This is a genomic window from Bordetella sp. 2513F2 (assembly GCF_054642735.1).
In genome coordinates, this window is record NZ_CM137755.1 from 2,862,111 (window position 1) to 2,881,409 (window position 19,299).

A 19,299-nucleotide genomic window follows, 5' to 3' on the forward strand; every position below is an offset into this window, starting at 1 on the left:
AACGAATCGCCTCTATCGTGAAGAGTATTGGACGGGGGCAGCCTGGTTGCCACAGACTGATACAAAGCCGCGCCACACATAGTACACGCGGCATTCCAACGATTCGGAACCTGGGGGCAGAGCATGAGGGAGCTTGTCGGATACGCGGTGCGGGACGGCGTAGCGGAAATCACGATGAACCGCGGGCCGGTCAATGCCATCGACCTGGATCTCGCACACGGCGTCATCGACGCCTACAGGCGCGCGCGCGAAGACGGGTCCGCGCGCGCCGTGATCCTCACGAGCGCCCTGCCCACCGTTTTCTCGGCCGGCGTGGACCTCAAGATCGTGCGGGACTACGACGGCCACGCCATGCGCCGGTTCATGGAGGTTTTCTACTACGAGATGCACGAGGCGCTCTACAGGCTGGGCAAGCCCGTGATCGCGGCGGTCAATGGCCATGCGCGCGCAGCGGGCGTCACCTGGGCGGTTTCCTGCGACATGGTGATCGCTGCGGAAGAAGCCGAGATGGGCTATCCGGAAATCGACGTGGGCCTGCTTCCCGCCATGCATCTGGTGCACCTGCCCCGGCAGGCCGGCCGGCACAGGGCGGCCAGGCTGCTGTTCACCGGCGACATCGTGAGCGCGCGCGAGATGCAGCAGCTCGGTGTGGTCAACGACGTCGTGCCCCGCGCCGAGGTCCTGGACCGCGCCCGCGAACTGGCCCGCCGCCTTGCCGCCAAGCCGCCGCTGGCCATGAAGCTGCTGCGCGACGCCTACATGCGGGCCAATGACCTGGATTATCGTCGGGCCATGGAATCCGTGGTCGAAACGATGTGCTCGCTGAAAGACACCGCCGAATCACGCGAGGCCCTGCTGGCATTCACGGAGAAGCGCAAGCCGGTATTCGGATGAATCCGGACGCGCGCACATAAGCACAACGAGAGGAGACAGGCATGATCAAAGGCACGCTGCATGGCGTCGTCGCGGCATTCGCATTGCTGCTGGGTTCGTCGGCGCAGGCCGGGTTCCCCGAAAAACCCATCAAGATCGTCGTTCCCTTCACGGCGGGCACGGCCACGGACACGATGTCGCGCATCGTGGCGCAGGCTTACTCGGCCAGGCTGGGCCAGCCGGTGATCGTGGAGAACCGCCCGGGCGCGGACGGCGCCATAGGCGCGGTCGCGATGGCCCGGGCCGAGCCCGACGGCTACACCCTGCTCATGTCGACCAACGGCTTCTCCGCCGTTCCGGCCATGCGCAAGACGCCCCCCTACGATCCGCTGACAGACTTCACCCCGATATCCATGGTGGGGCGCTACTCGTTCTTCCTGTTCGTCAACAGCCAGGTCCCTGTCCGCACCATGCAGGAGCTCATCGACCATGCCCGAGCCAATCCGGGCAAGCTCAACTACGGCACGGGCAATCCCACCGGCATCGTCGCCATGGGCCAGATACTGGCCCTCACGGGCGCGGAAATGCGGCACATCCCGTACAAGGGCGAGCCCGCAGCCATGACCGACCTGGTCGCGAACCGGGTGCAGGTTCTCATCGCCACGCCCACGACGGGCGGCGTCTATGCGCAGGAAGGCAAGCTGCGGATGCTGGCCACCACCCTGCCCGAACGCAGCCCCGCGTTTCCGGACGTGCCCACGATGGAGGAAGCCGGAATCCGGGGGTTCGCGGTGCCCTCGTGGGCCGCGCTGCAGGGGCCCAAGGGCATGCCGAGGGACGTGGTGGACCGCCTGGCCAAGGAGCTGGCTGCGGTGCTCGAGGATCCGGCGATCCGCGAGCAGTTCGCCCAGCAGAAATTCCTCCCCGCCTCGTCCAGCCCCGAAGCGCTGCGGACCTTCGTGGAAAACCAGATCGATCTCTACACGAAAACCCTGAGGCAAGCCGGTGTCGAACCTGAATAGCCCTTCCGAAGGCCCGCTGGCCGGCATCGTCGTGCTCGACATGACGAGGATACTCGCAGGCCCGTGGTGCACCCAGATGCTGGCCGACTTCGGAGCCGAGGTCATCAAGATCGAGCGGCCCGGCAGCGGCGACGACACCCGCTCCTGGGGCCCGCCATGGATGCCGGACGCCGCGGATGCCGCGCCGGGATCGGCTTCCCATGCCGCCTATTTCGCCGCGGCCAACCGCAACAAGAAGTCCGTCGAACTCGACATTTCCAGTCCCGCCGGGCAGGACGCCGTGCGCCGCCTGGCGGCGCAGGCCGACGTATTCGTCGAGAACTACAAGGTGGGCGACCTGGCGCGGTACGGGCTGGACTACGAGTCGCTGCGCCGCGTCAACCCCCGGCTCATCTATTGCTCGATCACGGGCTATGGCCAGACCGGCCCGTATGCGCACCGGCCCGGATACGACTTCATCTTCCAGGGCGAGGCCGGCCTGATGAGCGTGACCGGCGAACCCGATGGCAAGCCCGGCGCGGGGCCGCAGAAAGTGGGCGTGGCAGTGGCCGATCTCGTGACCGGCATGTACGCCAGTTCGGCCATACTGGCTGCCCTCCAGGGCCGGCATCTCACCGGCGCAGGCCAATGGATAGATCTCGCCCTGTTCGACGCCACGCTGGCCTTCGGCGCGAACCTGGCCTTCAACCAGGCGGCCCTGGGCCTGGCGCCCCGGCGGTACGGCAACGCGCACCCCGTGCTCGTGCCCTACCAGGTGCTGAAGACCCGTGACGGCCACCTCATCGTCGCCGCAGGCAACGACGGCCAATGGCAGCGCTTCTGCCTGGCCATCCAGCGGCCCGACCTGGCAGACGACGAGCGCTACCGCACCGGCACCGGGCGCATCCGGAACCGTGACTCGTTGATGCGCGAACTCGAGCGCATCTTCCTCGAACAGGACACCGGGGAATGGCTGCGGCGGCTCGAGGCGCACGACATCCCCCACGGGCGCATCAACAGCTACGAGCAGGCGCTCCAGCATCCCCAGGCCGTGCATCGCGGCATGCGCGCGATGTCGAACGCCAACGGCAGGCCCGTATGCGTGGGCGTGGCCAACCCCGTGCGGTTCTCCGCAACGCCCGTGAGCTACCGGGCGCCGGCTCCCAGGCTGGGCGAGCACACGGCCGAGGTCCTCGGGAGCCGGCTGGGCGTCGAACCGTCCGACCGCTGAGGCCGACAAGCGGCCGCGCCACGCGGCCACGCTTCGCGTGTGGTCCAGCCCGCTTCGGCAAGCCCGCGCTTCCGCAAGCCCGTTTTTCCGCGTCAGGATTTTCCCTAGGTGCGGCACCGCACAAATTGCGATGCCGGCCCAGTCTCGCGCGCGCGTGGCGCGCACGTCTAACTTAATAGCGCAGGCCTGGGCTGCTCACGTGAGCAGCCCACAAAGGCCTGATTCGTCTCGTGTTTTCGCATATGCAAAGCACGAATTTGTGCTTTCCGTATGACAGGCACATGCATAGAATCCCCAGATGTAGGCGCACTTCATGAGTTCTGTGAGCTGCTCATAAACGTCTGGAGAAGCGAAAATTCATGCCCCTGTCCGCTGCTTTTTCCGCACTCGCACATAACGCCGAGCCGCCCCTCAGCTTCGGGGACGACGCCTATCTGCGCATGCGCCGCGACATTCTTTCCTGCCGGCTCGAGCCGGGCGCATTCGTCACCGAGCCCGAGCTGATGGAGCGCTACGACATCCGCAAGAGCAGCTGCCGGATTGCGCTGGTGCGGCTTGCGCACGAAGGCCTGGTCAGGTCCCGCCCGCGCAAGGGCTACCAGGTTGCTCCCATCACGCTGCGCGACGTCGAGGAAGTCTTCACGCTGCGGGTGCAGCTCGAGCCGCTGGCCGCGCGGCTGGCCGTGGGCCGTGTCGACATCGCGGAACTGCGCGAGCTCGAGGCGGCCTGCCGGGTGCAGCATCCGGTGATGCGGCTCGACGAACAAATCGACGTATTCATGGATGCGAACAAGGCCTTCCACCTGGCCATTTCCGCCGCCTGCGGCAACGAGCGGCTGCATCGCACGCTCTCGGCCCTGCTCGACGAAATGTCGCGCCTGGTGGCGCTGGGGTTCGGCGTGCAGAAGACCAAACCCGAGATCAAGCACGACCACAACGCCCTGATCGAGGCCTTCGCGGAACAGGACGGCAGGCGCGCCGAACTGATCGCCCGCCGGCACATCGAGACCTTCCAGGCCATGACCATGGAAAAGCTCTATGCCAGCCTGGCCGAGACCGGGGCCGCCGTGCCCATCACCGGCCCCGGAGGCTGGCGATGAGCGCACAGCCCCACACCGTGCTGCCGCACGCGCAAGCCGCCATGGACACGTCCGCATCGATGATCCGCGTAACCGGAATCAGCAAGTTCTACGGCAGCCTCCAGGCGCTGCGCGAGGTCTCGTTCGACGTGAAGCAGGGCGAGATCGTGGCCCTGCTGGGCGCCTCGGGCTGCGGCAAGAGCACCCTGCTGAACATCGTGGCCGGCCTGGACACCTTCGACGCCGGCGAGCTCTGCATCGAAGGCCAGCCCGCCGCCAGCTTCCGGCAATGGCACAGGCTGGCCTACCTCTTCCAGGAAGACCGCCTGCTGCCGTGGCGCAGCGTCCGCGACAACGTCGCCTTCGGGCTCGAAACCCGGCCCATGCTGAGCTCCGACCGACGCAGGCTGGCCGAGCGCGCGCTGCGCACCGTGGGCCTGGCCGACTTCGCGAAGGCGTGGCCGCACCAGCTCTCCGGCGGCATGCGCAGCCGCGTGGCCCTGGCGCGCAGCCTGGTCGTGGAGCCCTCCATCCTCCTCATGGACGAACCCTTCTCCAAGCTCGACCCGCACACGCGCGGCCAGATGCACCAGGAACTGCTGCGCATCCAGGCCGAGACCGGCGCGACCATCCTGTTCGTCACGCACGACGTGGAAGAAGCCGTCATCCTGGCCGATCGCATCGTGCTGCTGCAGCCGCGTCCCGGCCGGGTGAAGGAGATCGTCGACGTGCCGCTGGACCGTCCGCGCCTGCCCACCGACCGCGACACCGCGGAACTCACGCGCCAGCTGCGCCTGAAGGTGACGCCATGAACCGACGCATCTGGCATTCCGCGTGGGGGCTGCTGGGACAGCGCCTGCTGCTGGTGGTGGTATTCCTCGCCCTGTGGACGCTGGCCGCTTCCAGGATGCCGGCCTTCGTGCTGCCCGACCCGCTCAAGGTCTGGAACGCCATGCTGGGGCTCTTTGCCAGTTCGAGCTTCCTGCACGACGTGGGCATGACGCTGTACCGCGTGGCCATGGGTTTCCTGCTGGCCACCGTGGTGGGCACGCCGCTGGGCCTGGCCCTGGGCTCCAGCAGGGCCCTGGCGCAGTTCTGCGAGCCGCTGCTCTCCGTCACCAACACGGTGTCGTCGGCCATCTGGGCGGTGTTCGCCATCATCTGGTTCGGCATCTCGAACGCCACCACGATCTTCGTGGTCTTCATGACGGCCATGCCGCTGATCCTCACCAACGTCTGGCAGGGCGCGAAGAACGTCGACAAGCAGCACGTGGACCTGGCCCGCAGCTTCCGCATGGCGCGCACGCAGATCCTGCGCAAGATCTACCTGCCCACGATCCTGCCCTACTTCTTCTCGGGCGCGCGCCTCGCATTCGGCTTCGGCTGGCGCGTGTCGCTGGTGGCCGAGACGCTGGGATCGTCCGATGGCATCGGCTACCGGCTGCGCCAGGCGGCCGACCTGGTGCAGACCGACCAGGTCTTCGCCTGGACCCTCATGCTGGTCATGCTGATGCTGCTCCTCGAAGGCGGGCTCCTGAAGCCCCTGGAACGCCGCCTATTCCGCTGGAAACCCGTCTAGACGCTTACTGGAGTCTACTCATGGAACTGAAGAAATACCTGCCCGCCGCGCTGGCGGCGGTGGCCCTGCTCGTCTCCGCAGGCGCGCATGCCGCGGACAAGGTCCGTATCGGCTACTGGAGCAGCGGCGTCAGCCTGGGCTACGGCGCCGTGCTCGAATCCACGGAATTCCTCAAGCAACAGGGGCTGGACGTGGAGTTCGTGCGCTTCCCGGACGTGAATGCGCCGCTGCGCGCCCTGGCCTCCGATTCCATCGACCTGGCCTTCGGCGCGCCTGCCGCCGGCGTGTTCAGCAGCGCGGCGGAAGGCGTGCCCGTCAAGATCTTCGCTGCCACGCAGCCTGCCGACGTGCAGTTCGTGGCGCCGGAAGATTCGCCGATCACCTCGCTCGAGCAGCTGCGCGGCAAGAAGGTCGGCATGTCGCCCGCCGGCAGTTCGGTGGCCGTGATCGCGGGCGCCGTGCTGGCCGGCAACTACGGCATCAAGTCCGGCGAGTTCTCGCTGGTGGGCGGCAACGAATCCCGGCTGGCGCAGTTCCTGGCGCAGAAGCAGGTCGATGCGTCGGCGCTGCGCTCCGTGACCATAGACCAGCTCACCGAGCTCAAGGTGAAGCGGCTCGGCTCCTTCGCCGACGAATGGAAGAAGCTCACCAAGTCCGACTCGGTGCCGTACATCGGCATCGGCGCGGTGCGCAGCGAATTCATCGCCGCGCATCCCGACGTGGTGGCGCGCGTGCTGGCCGGCCTGCGCAATACCCTGGCCTGGGGCGCCGCGCACCGCGACGAGGTCGTAGCCATCCTGCAGAAATCGGCCAACCTGCCCGAGGACGACGCCCGCGTCTACGCCGGGCGCTGGTCGGACATGAACCGCGTGGCCTTCGAGCCGGCGGACATCGAAACCCTGAAGCTGCAGCACAAGGTCTTCAGCGAGAGCGGCATGATCAAGGGCGCACTCAAGGACGACGTGTTCGTCACCGGCCCCTACCAGCAATCCAAGTCCATCAAGTAAACACAGCGAGGAAACAAACATGAGCAAGACCATGAAAGCCCTGGTGCTCGGCGCCCACGGCGACCTGGACCAGCTGCAGGTCGTCACCGACAAGCCGGTGCCGCAGGCCGAGCCGGGCCACGTCGTCATCCGCGTCGGCGCCTCGTCGTTCAACTATCACGACGTGTTCACCGTGCGCGGCATGCCCGGCATCAAGGTCCCGCTGCCGGTGGTCATCGGCCTGGACATGGCCGGCGAGATCGTCGAAGCGGGGCCCGGCGTCTCGGGCTGGAAGGCGGGCGACCGGGTCCTGGTGAACCCCCTGAACCGGGCCAAGGGCCTGATGGGCGAGATGCTCGACGGCGGCATGGCCGAGTACTGCCTGGTTTCGGAACAGCAGCTCATCGCGCTGCCCGACCAGGTGAGCTACGAAGACGCCGCCGCGCTGCCCGTGGCCTACGGCACGGCCCACCGCATGCTGATCACGCACGGCACGGTGAAGGCCGGCGACCGCGTGGTGGTGCTGGGCGCCAGCGGCGGCGTGGGAACCGCCTGCGTGATCCTGGCCAAGCTGCTGGGCGCCGAAGTCATTGCCTGCGCCGGCAGCGATGCGAAGGGCGAGCAGTTGCTCAAGATCGGCGCGGACCACGTCATCAACTACCGCGAGACGGACTTCTCGAAGTGGGCCATCGCCCAATACGGCAAGCCGCAGCGCCGCTCCAACGAGGGCGGCGTGGACGTGGTGATCAACTTCACCGGCGGCGATACCTGGGTGCCTTCGCTGAAGTGCCTGAAGCGCGGCGGCACCCTGCTGGTGTGCGGCGCCACCGCCGGCCACGACCCCAAGGAAGACTTGCGCTACGTATGGAGCTTCGAACTGAACATCAAGGGTTCGAACAGCTTCTACGACGACAACCTCAAGGCCCTGCTCGACATGGTGGCCGACGGCAGCATCAAGCCCGTCATCGACCGCGTGGTGCCGCTGGAGGAAGCGGCCGCGGGCCTGGCCCTGATCCGCGACCGCGAAGTGCTGGGCAAGGTCGTCGTCACGCCCTGAAGCCCAGGTGCCCACCCCATACCGACTCCCGCATCCCACAACCCCGCACACATCATGACTGAAACCACGCTCCCCACGAAAGAAGAAGTGCAGGCCCGCCTGCGCCGCGGCCCCTACCATGAATGGCTGGGCATCGAAGTGCTGTCCGTCGCCGAGGGCGAGATCGAGCTCAGCGCGAAATGGCGGGAAGAATGGGTGGTGAACCCGGATGGCCGCTATACGCATGGCGGCATCCTGGCCGCGCTGGTGGACCTCACCGCCGACTGGGCCCTGGTTTCCCAGACCGGCCGCGGGGTTCCCACCATAGACCTGCGGGTCGACTATCACCGCGCCGCCATGCCCGGCGACCTGCGCGCCAAGGGCAAGGTCGTGAAGTTCGGCTCCCAGGTCTCGGTGGCCGAAGCACACGTCTACGACGCGGACGGCAAGCTGCTGGCCAGCGGCCGCGGCGCCTATTCCACCGCCAAGCCCAAGGCCTGACCCGGCTCCCCCATCCAGCCACGACGCCACTGCCTCATGAGCACTCTCCGCAACCTGGGCGACCTGATCGACGCCGGCGCCGATCCGCAGCAGATCGCACTGATAGGGCTGGACGCGCCCGGATCCGCCGCGCAATACCGCTACGGCGAGGTCGACCGGATGGCGCATGGCGTGGCGCAGGCGATGCGCCTGCGCGGCTACCGGCCCGGCGAGCGCATCGCCGTGCTGGCGGCCAACTCGGTGCCGTACATTGCCGCGGTGCTGGGCATCATGCGCGCGGGGCTGGTCGCCGTACCGGTGAATTTCAAGTTCCCGCCCGCGTTGATCGAGTACGTGCTGCAGGACTCCGGCGCGCGCCTGGTGCTGCACGACAGCGCGCGCACGGCCGGCATCCCCGCGGACATCGAGCGCCTGCCGCTCGATGCCCCGGCGCAATGGCTGGGCGACGGCGCGCAGGCATCCCATGTGCCGGGGGACGACGATACGGCCATCATGCTCTACACCTCGGGCTCCACCGGCAAACCCAAGGGCGTGAAGCTGTCGCACGCCGGCCAATGGTGGACCGTGCAGACGCGCCTCGCAGCCACGCCGCTGTCGTCCGAGCGGGCCCTGATCGCCGCGCCGCTCTACCACATGAACGCCCTGGCGCTGGCGTTTCTTTCCCTGGCCAGCCACGCCACCACGGTGCTGCTGCCCCAGTTCAACGCCGCGGCCTATATCGACGCCATCGGCAGATACCGCTGCACCTGGCTCACCGCGGTGCCGCCCATGATCGCCATGATGCTGCGCGAGCGGGCGCTGCTGGAGCGCACCGACCTCTCCTCGGTGAAGGTGATACGCATGGGGTCGGCGCCCGTCAGTGCCAGCCTCTTGAAGCAGATCCATGCCATGTTCCCGGCCGCGCGCGTGATCAACGCATACGGCACCACCGAAGGCGGCCCCGTGGTGTTCGGCCCGCATCCCGAGGGCCTGCCCACGCCGGACATGTCGGTGGGGTACCCGCACCCCCAGGTACAGGTGCGGCTGGAGCGCGGCCCCGAAGACGGTCCGGACCAGGGCGTGCTGGCCCTGCGCAGCCCCGGGCTGATGCAGGGATACCACCAGCGCCCCGACCTGAAGCCGCCCTTCACCGAAGACGGCTACTACCTCACCGGCGATGTGTTCCGGCGCGACGCGCAGGGCTTCTATACCTTCGTCGGCAGGCGCGACGACATGTTCGTCAGCGGCGGCGAGAACATCTATCCGGGCGAGGTGGAGAAGATGCTGGAACAGCATCCCGCCATCCAGCAGGCCTGCGTGGTGCCCGTCGAGGACGAGATCAAGGGCACCAAGCCGGTGGCCTTCGTCGTGCTGCGCCCCGGCCACGCCGCCGGCGCGGAGGAAATCCGGCAATACGCGCTGCAGCACGCCCCCGCCTACCAGCACCCCCGCCAGGTCTGGTTCATCGAGGCCCTGCCGCTGGCGTCCACCAACAAGATCGACCGTAACCAGCTGCGCGGCGAGGCTGCCCGGCGCCTGGGCCTGGAGCCCGCACTGCCCGCCGGCTAGCACTTGCCCTGAGCCGTGCCGATGCGCGCCTTCATCGGCCTGGCCGGATCAGGGTCATGCGTGCCGCGCGTCAGCGGACGGCGTTGCCGAAGGGCCGCTGACGGCCGGCCCGCCCGAGGGTCTGCCCATGGGCCCGCCCGCGGACCCGCCCATGGGCTCGAAACGCCAGCCGCCTGCGCCATCCAGGCGCAGCACATGCGTATGGAATGCATCCAGCGTGCTGCGATGGCCGATGCTCACCAGGATGCAGCGCGGCAGCCGGTTCAGGACCAGCGTGTACAGCGCATGCTCCAGCCCCTCGTCGGTTGCCGAGGTGGCCTCGTCCAGGAACACCACGTCCGGCCGGTTGTACAGCACGCGCGCGAAGGCCACGCGCTGCTGCTCGCCCAGCGACAGGATGCGGGACCAGTCCGCCACCACGTCGAGCCGGTCGGCCAGGTGGCCCAGGCTCACCAGCCGCAGCGCCTCCTGCAGGCGGCGCGCGTCTTCCGGCATGGCCAGGCCGGGATAGGCGATCGCCGCGCGCAGGTCGCCCAGCGGCAGGTACGGCCGCTGCGACAGGAACAGGGCATGCTCGCCCCCCGGGCGCGCCACGACGCCCGATGCATAGGGCCACAGGCCCGCGACCGCGCGCAGCAGCGTGGTCTTGCCGGCGCCCGACGGCCCCTTGATGAGCAGGGCCTGGCCGGGCGCCAGGCACAGCTCCAGCCCTTGCAGCAGCACCTGCCCGTCGGGCTTGCGCACCGTGAGGTCGTGCGCGCGCAGCCCGCCGCCCAGTACGCGGGTCTGCACCGCCGGCAGCGCGCGCGCCTGCGCGTTGGCGTCGAGGAAGCCGTCCAGGCGCTCCAGCGTGGCCCGGTACTGGGCGAAGGTGTCATAGGAAGTGCGGAAGAACGACAGCGCGTCCTGCACCTGCCCGAAGGCCTGCGCGGTCTGCATCACGTCGCCCAGCTTGATGGCCCCGCTGAAGAACCGCGGCGCCTGCAGGATGAAGGGAAACACCACCGCGATCTGGCTGACCGTGAGATTGAAACCGTCGAACTTGAGCCCCCGGAACACCAGCGCCCAGAGGTTGGCGATGTAGGCCGAGAAGCGGGTCCAGAGCGTGCCGCGCTCCACCGCCTCGCCCTGATAGAAGGCCACGTTCTCCGCGTTCTCGCGCAGCCGCACCAGTGCATAGCGGAAGTTGGCCGTGAGCCGCTCCGCCAGGAAATTCAGGCCGATCAGCGGGCGGCCGATGCGAAAGGCCAGCGCCGTGGCCACGATCACGTACAGGTACACGATGAACACCATGGCGCGCGGCAGCTCGACGCCCGCCACCTGCAGCGGGCCGGACAGGCCCCACAGGATGGCGGTGAACGCCACCAGCGACACCATGGCGCTGATCGCTCCGATCGCCAGCGTGCGCGTGCCCGACACGAAAGCCGAGATGTCGAGCTCGATGCGCTGGTCGGGGTTGTCGACCGGCTCGTCGACGAACTGGCCGCGGTAGTAGGCCCTGCCGTCCAGCCAGTCCTGCGTGAGGCGCGCATTCAGCCAGCTGCGCCAGCGGATGTCGAACGCCTGGCCCACGTAGCTCTCGACCAGCGTGCGCAGCACGTGGACGGCCGCCAGCACGGCGAAGATGCCCAGGTAGAGCCAGAACGCCCCGGCGTCCAGCGCCTGCAGCGCGCTGTAGAAGCCGTTGTACCAGAAGGAGAACAACACCGTCATGCGCACGCCGGCCAGCGCCAGCAGCAACAGCAGGCACAGCGCGAGCAAGGGGCGCCAGCTGCGGCGCGGCGTGAGGTAGGGCCAGGCCAGGCGCCAGAATTGCCTGCCCCAGCGTGTGCTGCGCACCAGGAGGACCGCAAGCGCGGCCGTAGCCGCGGCGGCGATGAGAAAAGCCTGCAGCAGCCACAGCAGGCTGCCGCCCAATTGCGTATGCCAGTCCAAATCCACGACCCAAGCCCAGCACGGTCCTTATTGTTCGTTGTCTGGATTAGATGGAATCGGGCGGATTAGTTCCGCGGCGGCCGGACGGCCCGTTCAGCGCGCAAAGCCGTAGGACCGCAGCACGCCGGCCGCCTTCGGCCCCTTCAGGTAGAAAAGGAATGCGCGCGCGGCAGGATTGCCCCGCCCTTCGTTCAGGATGACGGCGTCCTGGGGGATGGGATCGTACATGGACGTGGGCACGCGCCATACCGAACCGCGGATCTCGCCGCCATGCGCATAGAGCTGGGACAGGGTCACGAAGCCGAGGTCGGGCTCGCCCGAGGCCAGGAAGCGGCTGGTATCGTCCAGCGTGCGCCGCTCCACGACCTTGGGCAGGACCTGCTGGGCCACGCCCAGGCGTTCGAGCACCTGCATCGCCGACGGCCCGTAGGCCGTCTGCGTGGGGCTCGCCATCGAAAGCCCGGAGAACCGGTTCTGGCGCAGCACATTGCCCTGGTCGTCGACATAGCCGGGCCGCGGCGACCACAGTGCCAGCAGGCTGCGCGCATAGGTGTAGCGCGTGCCCTCCACCGCCATGCGCTCTGCCACCAGCTCCGCCGGCACCTGGCTGTTGCCGGCCACCAGCACCTCGTAGCCCACGCCCTGGCGGATCTCGTTCTGGAGCCTGCTGGTGGCGGCGAAGGTGGACACGACCTTGATGCCGGTGGCCCGCTCGAAATCCTGGGCGATGATGCGCAGCGGCGTGGCCACGCCCGACGCCACCGCCACCCGCACTTCGCCGGCGGCTGCCGGGAAGCAGCACAGGACGAGAACCCACAACGCAAGGGTAACGGGAAGTTTCATGGGAGGCGACGGTAGCATGCGTATTCCGGCACGGGCAATAGGGAATCGGAGGATCGCGCCGAGCCTCCGCCGGCAGCGCCCTATGCCGCGAGGTAGCGGTCGCGGTAGCCCACGGGCGACATGCCGCTGTACTTGGCGAAAAGCTCGCGAAAAGCCTTGGTGTCGCTGTAGCCCACGTCGTACATGACTTCCGCCACGCTCTTGCGGGTGGTCTCGAGCTGGGTCTTGGCCGCTTCCACCCGGATGCGCTGCAGATATTCCAGGATGCTGTAGCCGGTGGCCTGGCGGAAGCGCCGCTCCAGCGTGCGCCGCCCCAGCGCATGGCGGTCCGCCAGGCCTTCCACGGTGATGCGCTCCGCATAGCGGCGTTCGATCTCGTCCTGCACCGCGCGCACGATGGCGTCGTTGTGGGCCTTCTGCCCCATGAACACTGCGAATGGCAACTGGCTGCGGCGCCCCCAGTCCAGCTGGAAGAACTTGGCGCACCAGATGGCGGTGGCCCGGTCGGTGTACTTCTCGATGAGGTGCAGCACAAGATGGGCGGCCGAAAGGGCGCCGCCGCTGGTGTAGATCCTGTTGTCGTACATGAGCACGCGATCGCTCACCCAGCGCACCGCGGGAAACAGGCTGGCGTACTGGTTGTGCGCCACCCAGTGGACCACCGCGTGCTTGCCGTCGAGCAGGCCGCCCGCGGCCAGCAGGGCCGCGCCCACGCACAGGCTCGCCACCTCGCCGCCGGCTCGGTAGTGCCGCCCGATCCAGTCGATGATCTCGGCATTGTTCAGCACCGCATCGGATACCGAGCCCAGCAGCGGCGGGACCACGCATACGTCGGGCGTACCGGCGTCGGCCAGCAGGCCGTCCGCCACCACGCGGATGCGGCCGCTGTCCAGCAGCACCTCGGGCCGGGCCCCCAGCGTGCGCACCTCGAAGCATGGCGGCAGGCCCTGTGCCTGCCGGTACTCGTTGGCCGCCAGGAAGCCGTGCCGAGCCGTTTCCAGCGAGGCGATGTTGGCGCCTTCGGGGAGCAGGAATGCGATGGTTTTCATGGCGCCAGCATAGCGCCTGGGCGTGTCGCAATCCACCCCGAAGATTGTCGCATCCGCCTATCGCGGACCGGTCGCGCTCCCGATACAGTGCAGCCATGGCAATCATGCCATCCAAAGGAGACGACCATGGAGCAATACATAGACGGCTTTCTGCTGGCCGTGCCGAAGGCCAAGATGGACCAGTACCGGGCCATGGCCCAGACCGCAGGCCAGGTGTGGAAGGAACTCGGCGCGCTGGACTACCGGGAGTGCGTGGAGGACGACATCGACAGCCCTAACTTCAGCTCGTTCCGGGCAGCCGCCGGCGCCCAGGAAGGCGAAGTGGTGGTGTTCTCGTGGATCCTCTACGCCAGCAAGGCCGACCGCGACCACATCAACGCGGCCATCATGGAGGATCCGCGCCTGAAGGACATGCCGCAGGACGTATTCGACTGCAAGCGCATGACCTACGGCGGCTTCACCACCCTGGTCCTGGCCTGACCCACCCGGACGACACGGAGACGATCATGAACACACCCGCAACCCGCCCCATTCCCGAGGGCATGCACAGCCTCACCCCCCACCTGGTCTGCGAGGGCGCCGAGGCGGCCATCGCCTTCTACCGCGAGGCCTTCGGCGCCGTCGAACAGGGCAAGCTGGCCGGCCCGGACGGCAAGATCATGCACGCCATGCTGCGCATCGGCGACTCGCCGCTGATGCTGGTGGACGACTATCCCGAGTGGGGCTCGCTGGGCCCCAAGGCGCTGAAAGGCTCGCCGGTGGTGCTGCATCTCTACGTGGAGGACGTCGACGCCACCGTGGCCCGGGCCGTGGCGGCCGGCGCCAAGGTCACCATGCCCGTGGCCGACATGTTCTGGGGAGACCGCTACGGCCAGTTGGTGGACCCGTTCGGCCACCGCTGGTCGGTGGCCACCCACCAGCGCGACCTCAGCTCGGCCGAGATCGAGGAAGCCATGCGCAACGCCCCGCCCTGCGGATCGCCATGATGCCGGCCAGCCATGCCGTGCCCGCCATCAGCCCCTGTCTATGGTTCGACGGGCAGGCCGAGGAAGCCGCGCGCTTCTACGTCTCGGTGTTCCCGGGAGCGCGGCTGGGGGCCATCACCCGCTATCCCGAGGGAGGCCCCGCCCCGGCGGGCAGCGTCATGACGGTGGAATTCGCGCTGCAGGAACAGACCTTCATCGCATTGAATGGCGGCCCCGCCTTCCGCTTCACGCCGGCCGTGTCGCTCACCATCCATTGCCGGGATCAGGAAGAGGTGGACTACTACTGGGAGCGCCTGTCCACCGGCGGCCCGTATGAGCAATGCGGGTGGGTCCAGGACAAATACGGCCTGTCCTGGCAGATCGTGCCGGATGTCCTGCGTACCATGATGCAGGACCCCGATCCGCTGCGTACCGCGCGCGTCATGGCCGCCGTGCTGGGCATGCGCAAACTGGATGTCTCGGCGCTGGAGCGCGCCTGCCGCGGCTGAATCTCCACGCCCGGGCCGGGCCGCACCCCATTCCGCGGCCCGGCCCGCCTCTCCCCTCTCGCCGGCTCCCCAAACCCGTCCGGATGCGGGACAATGGCCGCACAAGACCAAGGAGAGGGAGACACCATGTCGAATCGCTACGAGGGGGGCTGTACCTGCCGGGCCGTGCGTTTCCGGCTCACCAGCGAGCCCATGTTCGTGCACTGCTGCCACTGCCACGAATGCCAGCGGCTGTCCGGCAGCGCCTTCGCGATCAAGGCCCCCATCGAGGCCGACCGCGTGCACCTGCTGCGAGGCACGCCGCGGCCCCACGTGGTGCCCAGCGAGGAAGGCTGCGTACAGACGGTGGTCCGCTGCCCCGACTGCGGCGTGGCGCTGTGGAGCCACCACCCCGACCTGGGCGAGCAGGTGGCGCTGGTCTACCTGGGCACGCTGGATCCCGGCCACGGGCTGGCGCCGCAGGCGCATTGCTTCACGCGGTCGCGCCAGCCATGGGTGCGGATCCCGCCGGACGTGCACACGGCCGAGGCCCACTACGCGCTGGAAGACTGCTGGCCGGCCGAAAGCCTGCAGCGGCTCGATGCCGCCATGGAGCAAGGCTAGCGCAACGCCCGTCAGGCCGTCCGGCGCCCCTCGGGCGCATGCCACTTCTCGGCTTGCACCAGGCAGCTCATCGCGTTGGGCCCTTGCGTGAGGGCCGAGGTGCCGATGTCGAGCGTGAGCACGTTGGCGGCGCCGGCGCGTTCGGGCATGCCGGCGCGTCCGTCGGGTGCATACCAGGCGCCGGTGGACATCACCACCGTGCCGGGCAGCACGCCGTCGTCGAGCTGCGCGCCGGCGAGGCAGGCGCCCCGGTCGTTGTACAGCCTGACGACCTCGCCCGCGCCGATGCCCCTGGCCCGCGCATCGTCGGGATGCATGCGCAGCGCCTCGTGCCCGGCCACCTTGTTCGACTGCGCCAGCGGCGCGGCGTCGAGCTGGCTGTGCAGCCGGTCGGCGGGCTGCACCGTGATGAGATGCAGCGGATGGCGCCGCACGTCGGCCGCGCCCAGCCATTCGCGCGGCGGGATCCAGCGCGGATGCGGGCCGCAGTCGGCATAGCCGTAGCCGGCGATGGTCTCGGAGTACAGCTCGATGCGGCCGCTGGGCGTGTGCAGCGGATGGCGCTGCGGGTCGCGGCGGAAGTCTTCGAAGAGGACGAGTTCCTCGCGCGGCGCGGGCAGCTCCACGTGGCCCCGCTCCCAGAACGCATCGAAATCCGGCATCTCCACGCCCACGTGGCGCTGCGCGTGGGCGAACTGCGCGTAGATGTGGCGTATCCAGTCCATCTCGCCGCGGCCCCCTGTGTAGGCGTCGCGGTAGCCCAGCCGCGCCGCGAGATCGGCGAACACGTCGAAATCGTTGCGCGCCCCGCCTACCGGTTGGATGGCCTGGTGCATCGCCAGCGCAAAGGGGTCGCGCGAGCAGCCTCCGATGTCGTTGCGCTCGAGCGAGGTGGTGATGGGCAGCACGATGTCGGCCAGCTGCGCCGGCGGCGTCCACCAGATGTCGTTGACCACGATGGTGCGCGGCTTGCTGCGCCAGGCCTGCAGCAGCCGGTCGAGCTGCTGGTGGTGATGGAACGGATTGCCGCCGGCCCAGTGGATGAACCGGACGTCCGGATAGCGGCGCGTTTCGCCCCTGAACGGATAGGCCTGGCCCGGCCGTTCCAGCATTTCCGTGAGGCGCGCCACGGGGATGGAGAGTTCGGCCGGGTTGCGGCCCACGGGCATGTCGGGCGCCGGCGTGGCGATGCGCGGATTGCCCACGCCGTTCATGGAGCCATGGCCGAAGCCGAAGCCCCCGCCGGGCAGGCCGATCTGCCCCAGCATGGCCGCCAGGGCGATCGCCATCCAGTACGGCTGCTCGCCATGCTGCGCGCGCTGCACGGCGTAGGCGCATGTCAGGTAGCTGCGGCGCCCGCGCAGCGCCGCCGCCAGCTCGCGGATGCGCGGCGCGGGAATGCCGGTGATCGCCTCGGCCCAGGCCGGGTCCTTGGGCACGCCGTCGGCCCGGCCGGTGAAGTAGGCCTCCAGGGCCTCGTAGCCGACGCAATGGCTGGCCAGGAAGGCCGTGTCGTGCGCGCCCATCCGGTGCAGTTCATGCGCCAGCGCCAGCATCAGCGCGACATCCGTGTTGGGCCGGATGGGAATCCAGTCGGCCTGCAGGAACGCCGGGCAGTCGTCGCGCGTGGGGCTCACGTTGATGACCCTGGCGCCGCTGCGGGCAAGCTGGCGCAGCCAATGTTCCTGCGTGTGCCGGCCGGCCCCGCCGGAGGAGATCTGGCCGTTCTTCAAGGCCAGCCCGCCGAAGGCCAGGAACACCTCGGTGTGCGCGATGATGCTGGGCCAGGTGGTCAGGCGCCCCGTGAGCGGCTGGTAGGTGCCTATCACGTAGGGCAGGAGGAACTGCGCGGTGCCCCAGCTGTAGTTGCCCACCTGGTCCACGCCGCCGCCGCCGGCGAAATAGAAGCGCCGCAACAGCGAGCGCGCATGATGCAGGCGGCCCGCCGACGACCAGCCGTAGGAGCCGCAGAACAGCCCCTCGGGGCCATGCTCGGCGCGGGTGCGGGCGATTTCGCCGGCCACGAGATCCAGGGCCTCGTCCCAGCCGACCTCGACGAACTCGTCCCGGCCGCGCAGGTCGCCGCCCTGCCCGCCCCGCGAAGCCAGCCAGCCCTTGCGCACCGCAGGCCGTGCGATGCGCTGCGGCGAATAGACCATGGGCACGATGGATTCGAGCATGCGCGACGGCGCCGGGTCCGGCCCGAAGGGCTCGCAGGCCACCAGCCTGCCGTCGCGCACCACGGCGGTGTATGCGCCCCAGTGGGCCAGTTGCGGGTAGCGGCGCTCCGCCGTCATGGGCGGTTCCTGTGGTGTCGGATCATGGATGGGCTCCTGCATCGAGTGGCCGGCCGGCCCGCTGGCCCGCCGCGCTCCATTTTGCCGCGTCCTGGCGGACCGCGCAGCAGGTTATGCTGGACAGTCCCGCACCAGTGCATTCATGAGGGGCTCGCATGCCGGCTTGGATACCCATACTCAAGGCCTCGCTGCCTTATCTCACGCAGATCGTCACCACCGCCCTGCCCGTCTTCACCCGGCCCGCCAAGGCCGACGACGTGATCGGCAAGCAGATCGCGGAACTCCAGACCGCCGTGACGCAGAACGCCGAGTCGCTGCATGTCATGGCCAGCAAGCTGCAGGAGACCATACAGGGCATCGACATGGCGGCCCAGAGCCTGCAGGCGCAGATGGCGGGCCTGAAGCGGCTGGCCGGCGCCGCGATGGTCGTGGCGCTGCTCGCGCTGGGCGTGGCGGTGTGGGCGGTGGCCCGCTGACGCCACCGCGCCGCGCGCCGTGGTAGATTGACGCGACGCAACACCAAGGAGCGGAACATGGCATTCGAATCCGTGCAGGCCCTGGTCTTCGACGTATTCGGCACGGTGGTCGACTGGCGCAGCGGCGTGGCGCGCGAAGCGCGCCATTTCCTGGCGCAGCACGGCGCGTCGCACGTCGACCCCCATGCCTTCGCCGACGCCTGGCGCCGACGCTATGGGCCGTCGATGGAACCCGTGCGCACCGGACGCCGGCCCTACACCCGGCTCGACGTGCTGCACCGCGAAAGCCTGCTGGCCGTGCTCCCGGAATTCGGCATCGACCCCTCCGGCGTCCCGGCCCAGGACATCGATGCGCTCAACCTGGCCTGGCACCGGCTCGACCCCTGGCCCGACGTCGTGGGCGGCCTGGCGCGGCTGAAGGCCCGCTACATCATCGCGCCGCTGTCCAACGGCAACATCCGCCTCATGCTGGACATCGCCAGGCGCGCCGGCCTGCCCTGGGACGCCATCCTGGGCGCCGAGATCGCACAGGCCTACAAGCCCGCGCCGGCCGTCTACCTGCGCACGGCCGAAGTGCTGGACCTCGCGCCGGAACAGATCTGCCTGGTGGCCGCCCACAACAGCGACCTGGCCGCCGCGCGGCGCTGCGGCCTGCGCACCGCCTTCGTGCCGCGCCCGCGCGAGCACGGTCCCGGCCAGGCCTCAGACCTGGCCCCCGAAGACGACTGGGACCTCGTGGCCGCCGACTTCGCCGACCTGGCCACGCAGGCGGGCGCCTGAACGGCAAA

At 68.8% G+C, this 19,299-nt stretch carries 20 protein-coding genes; 16 read left to right on the plus strand and 4 right to left on the minus strand.

The annotated features are described in order from the left end of the window. Positions 1-174 precede the first annotated feature (174 nt). From ACYBYQ_RS13640 to ACYBYQ_RS13685, 10 genes are all read left to right on the plus strand, one after another. Entirely contained in the window at positions 175-894 is a 720-nt protein-coding gene (locus tag ACYBYQ_RS13640) for an enoyl-CoA hydratase/isomerase family protein (protein ID WP_459614716.1), read from the plus strand. Between the two features lie 41 nt (positions 895-935). Beyond that, on the plus strand, positions 936-1,895 hold the full coding sequence (locus tag ACYBYQ_RS13645) for a Bug family tripartite tricarboxylate transporter substrate binding protein (protein ID WP_459614717.1): 960 nt from the start codon (positions 936-938) through the stop codon (positions 1,893-1,895). Beyond that, a complete protein-coding gene (locus ACYBYQ_RS13650; RefSeq protein WP_459614718.1) occupies positions 1,879-3,105 on the plus strand; it encodes a CaiB/BaiF CoA transferase family protein in 1,227 nt (408 codons plus the stop codon). Before ACYBYQ_RS13645 ends, ACYBYQ_RS13650 begins: the two co-directional genes overlap by 17 nt. A gap of 359 nt (positions 3,106-3,464) precedes the next feature. After that, positions 3,465-4,205 carry a GntR family transcriptional regulator gene (locus ACYBYQ_RS13655; RefSeq protein WP_459614719.1) on the plus strand — a complete coding sequence of 247 codons (741 nt, stop codon included), beginning with the start codon at positions 3,465-3,467 and terminating at the stop codon, positions 4,203-4,205. Beyond that, positions 4,202-4,996 (plus strand): ABC transporter ATP-binding protein, encoded by a 795-nt coding sequence (locus tag ACYBYQ_RS13660; protein ID WP_459614720.1) that lies wholly within the window; start codon positions 4,202-4,204, stop codon positions 4,994-4,996. The genes ACYBYQ_RS13655 and ACYBYQ_RS13660 overlap by 4 nt, the downstream gene beginning before the upstream one ends. After that, positions 4,993-5,763 carry an ABC transporter permease gene (locus ACYBYQ_RS13665; protein WP_459614721.1) on the plus strand — a complete coding sequence of 257 codons (771 nt, stop codon included), beginning with the start codon at positions 4,993-4,995 and terminating at the stop codon, positions 5,761-5,763. Before ACYBYQ_RS13660 ends, ACYBYQ_RS13665 begins: the two co-directional genes overlap by 4 nt. A 20-nt stretch (positions 5,764-5,783) precedes the next feature. Continuing rightward, a complete protein-coding gene (locus ACYBYQ_RS13670) occupies positions 5,784-6,770 on the plus strand; it encodes an ABC transporter substrate-binding protein (protein ID WP_459614722.1) in 987 nt (328 codons plus the stop codon). A 31-nt stretch (positions 6,771-6,801) separates the two neighbouring features. Further along, positions 6,802-7,806 carry a zinc-binding dehydrogenase gene (locus ACYBYQ_RS13675; RefSeq protein ID WP_459618787.1) on the plus strand — a complete coding sequence of 335 codons (1,005 nt, stop codon included), beginning with the start codon at positions 6,802-6,804 and terminating at the stop codon, positions 7,804-7,806. Between the two features lie 54 nt (positions 7,807-7,860). Then, the gene (locus tag ACYBYQ_RS13680) at positions 7,861-8,286 is read left to right on the plus strand and encodes a PaaI family thioesterase (RefSeq protein WP_459614723.1); all 426 of its coding nucleotides are present in this window, start codon (positions 7,861-7,863) and stop codon (positions 8,284-8,286) included. Positions 8,287-8,322: 36 nt separating this feature from the next. After that, a complete protein-coding gene (locus ACYBYQ_RS13685) occupies positions 8,323-9,834 on the plus strand; it encodes a class I adenylate-forming enzyme family protein (protein ID WP_459614724.1) in 1,512 nt (503 codons plus the stop codon). A 54-nt stretch (positions 9,835-9,888) separates the two neighbouring features. On the opposite strand, the gene ACYBYQ_RS13690 is transcribed toward ACYBYQ_RS13685, so the two are convergent. From ACYBYQ_RS13690 to ACYBYQ_RS13700, 3 genes are all read right to left on the minus strand, one after another. Continuing rightward, on the minus strand, positions 9,889-11,775 hold the full coding sequence (locus tag ACYBYQ_RS13690; RefSeq protein WP_459614725.1) for an ABC transporter ATP-binding protein/permease: 1,887 nt from the start codon (positions 11,773-11,775) through the stop codon (positions 9,889-9,891). Positions 11,776-11,862: 87 nt separating this feature from the next. Further along, positions 11,863-12,612: a molybdate ABC transporter substrate-binding protein gene (gene modA, locus ACYBYQ_RS13695; protein ID WP_459614726.1), complete on the minus strand. Its 750-nt coding sequence runs from the start codon at positions 12,610-12,612 to the stop codon at positions 11,863-11,865. A gap of 80 nt (positions 12,613-12,692) precedes the next feature. After that, the gene (locus ACYBYQ_RS13700; protein ID WP_459614727.1) at positions 12,693-13,661 is read right to left on the minus strand and encodes a GlxA family transcriptional regulator; all 969 of its coding nucleotides are present in this window, start codon (positions 13,659-13,661) and stop codon (positions 12,693-12,695) included. Positions 13,662-13,787: 126 nt separating this feature from the next. Between ACYBYQ_RS13700 and ACYBYQ_RS13705 the strand changes: the two genes are divergently transcribed. From ACYBYQ_RS13705 to ACYBYQ_RS13720, 4 genes are all read left to right on the plus strand, one after another. Beyond that, positions 13,788-14,141, plus strand: coding sequence for a DUF1428 domain-containing protein (locus ACYBYQ_RS13705; RefSeq protein ID WP_459614728.1), 354 nt, complete (start codon positions 13,788-13,790; stop codon positions 14,139-14,141). Positions 14,142-14,167: 26 nt separating this feature from the next. Beyond that, the gene (locus ACYBYQ_RS13710; protein WP_459614729.1) at positions 14,168-14,647 is read left to right on the plus strand and encodes a VOC family protein; all 480 of its coding nucleotides are present in this window, start codon (positions 14,168-14,170) and stop codon (positions 14,645-14,647) included. Continuing rightward, positions 14,644-15,135, plus strand: coding sequence for a VOC family protein (locus tag ACYBYQ_RS13715; protein WP_459614730.1), 492 nt, complete (start codon positions 14,644-14,646; stop codon positions 15,133-15,135). Before ACYBYQ_RS13710 ends, ACYBYQ_RS13715 begins: the two co-directional genes overlap by 4 nt. Positions 15,136-15,261: 126 nt before the next feature. Further along, on the plus strand, positions 15,262-15,738 hold the full coding sequence (locus ACYBYQ_RS13720; RefSeq protein ID WP_459614731.1) for a GFA family protein: 477 nt from the start codon (positions 15,262-15,264) through the stop codon (positions 15,736-15,738). 11 nt (positions 15,739-15,749) lie between these two features. Here ACYBYQ_RS13720 and ACYBYQ_RS13725 read toward each other — a convergent pair whose 3' ends face one another. Then, the gene (locus tag ACYBYQ_RS13725) at positions 15,750-18,035 is read right to left on the minus strand and encodes a molybdopterin-dependent oxidoreductase (RefSeq protein WP_459614732.1); all 2,286 of its coding nucleotides are present in this window, start codon (positions 18,033-18,035) and stop codon (positions 15,750-15,752) included. Positions 18,036-18,190: 155 nt separating this feature from the next. Here ACYBYQ_RS13725 and ACYBYQ_RS13730 point away from each other — a divergent pair, with 155 nt between their 5' ends. After that, the gene (locus ACYBYQ_RS13730; protein WP_459614733.1) at positions 18,191-18,511 is read left to right on the plus strand and encodes a hypothetical protein; all 321 of its coding nucleotides are present in this window, start codon (positions 18,191-18,193) and stop codon (positions 18,509-18,511) included. A gap of 57 nt (positions 18,512-18,568) precedes the next feature. Continuing rightward, complete coding sequence (locus ACYBYQ_RS13735) at positions 18,569-19,291, plus strand: haloacid dehalogenase type II (RefSeq protein ID WP_459614734.1); 723 nt, start codon at positions 18,569-18,571, stop codon at positions 19,289-19,291. Positions 19,292-19,299 lie beyond the last annotated feature (8 nt).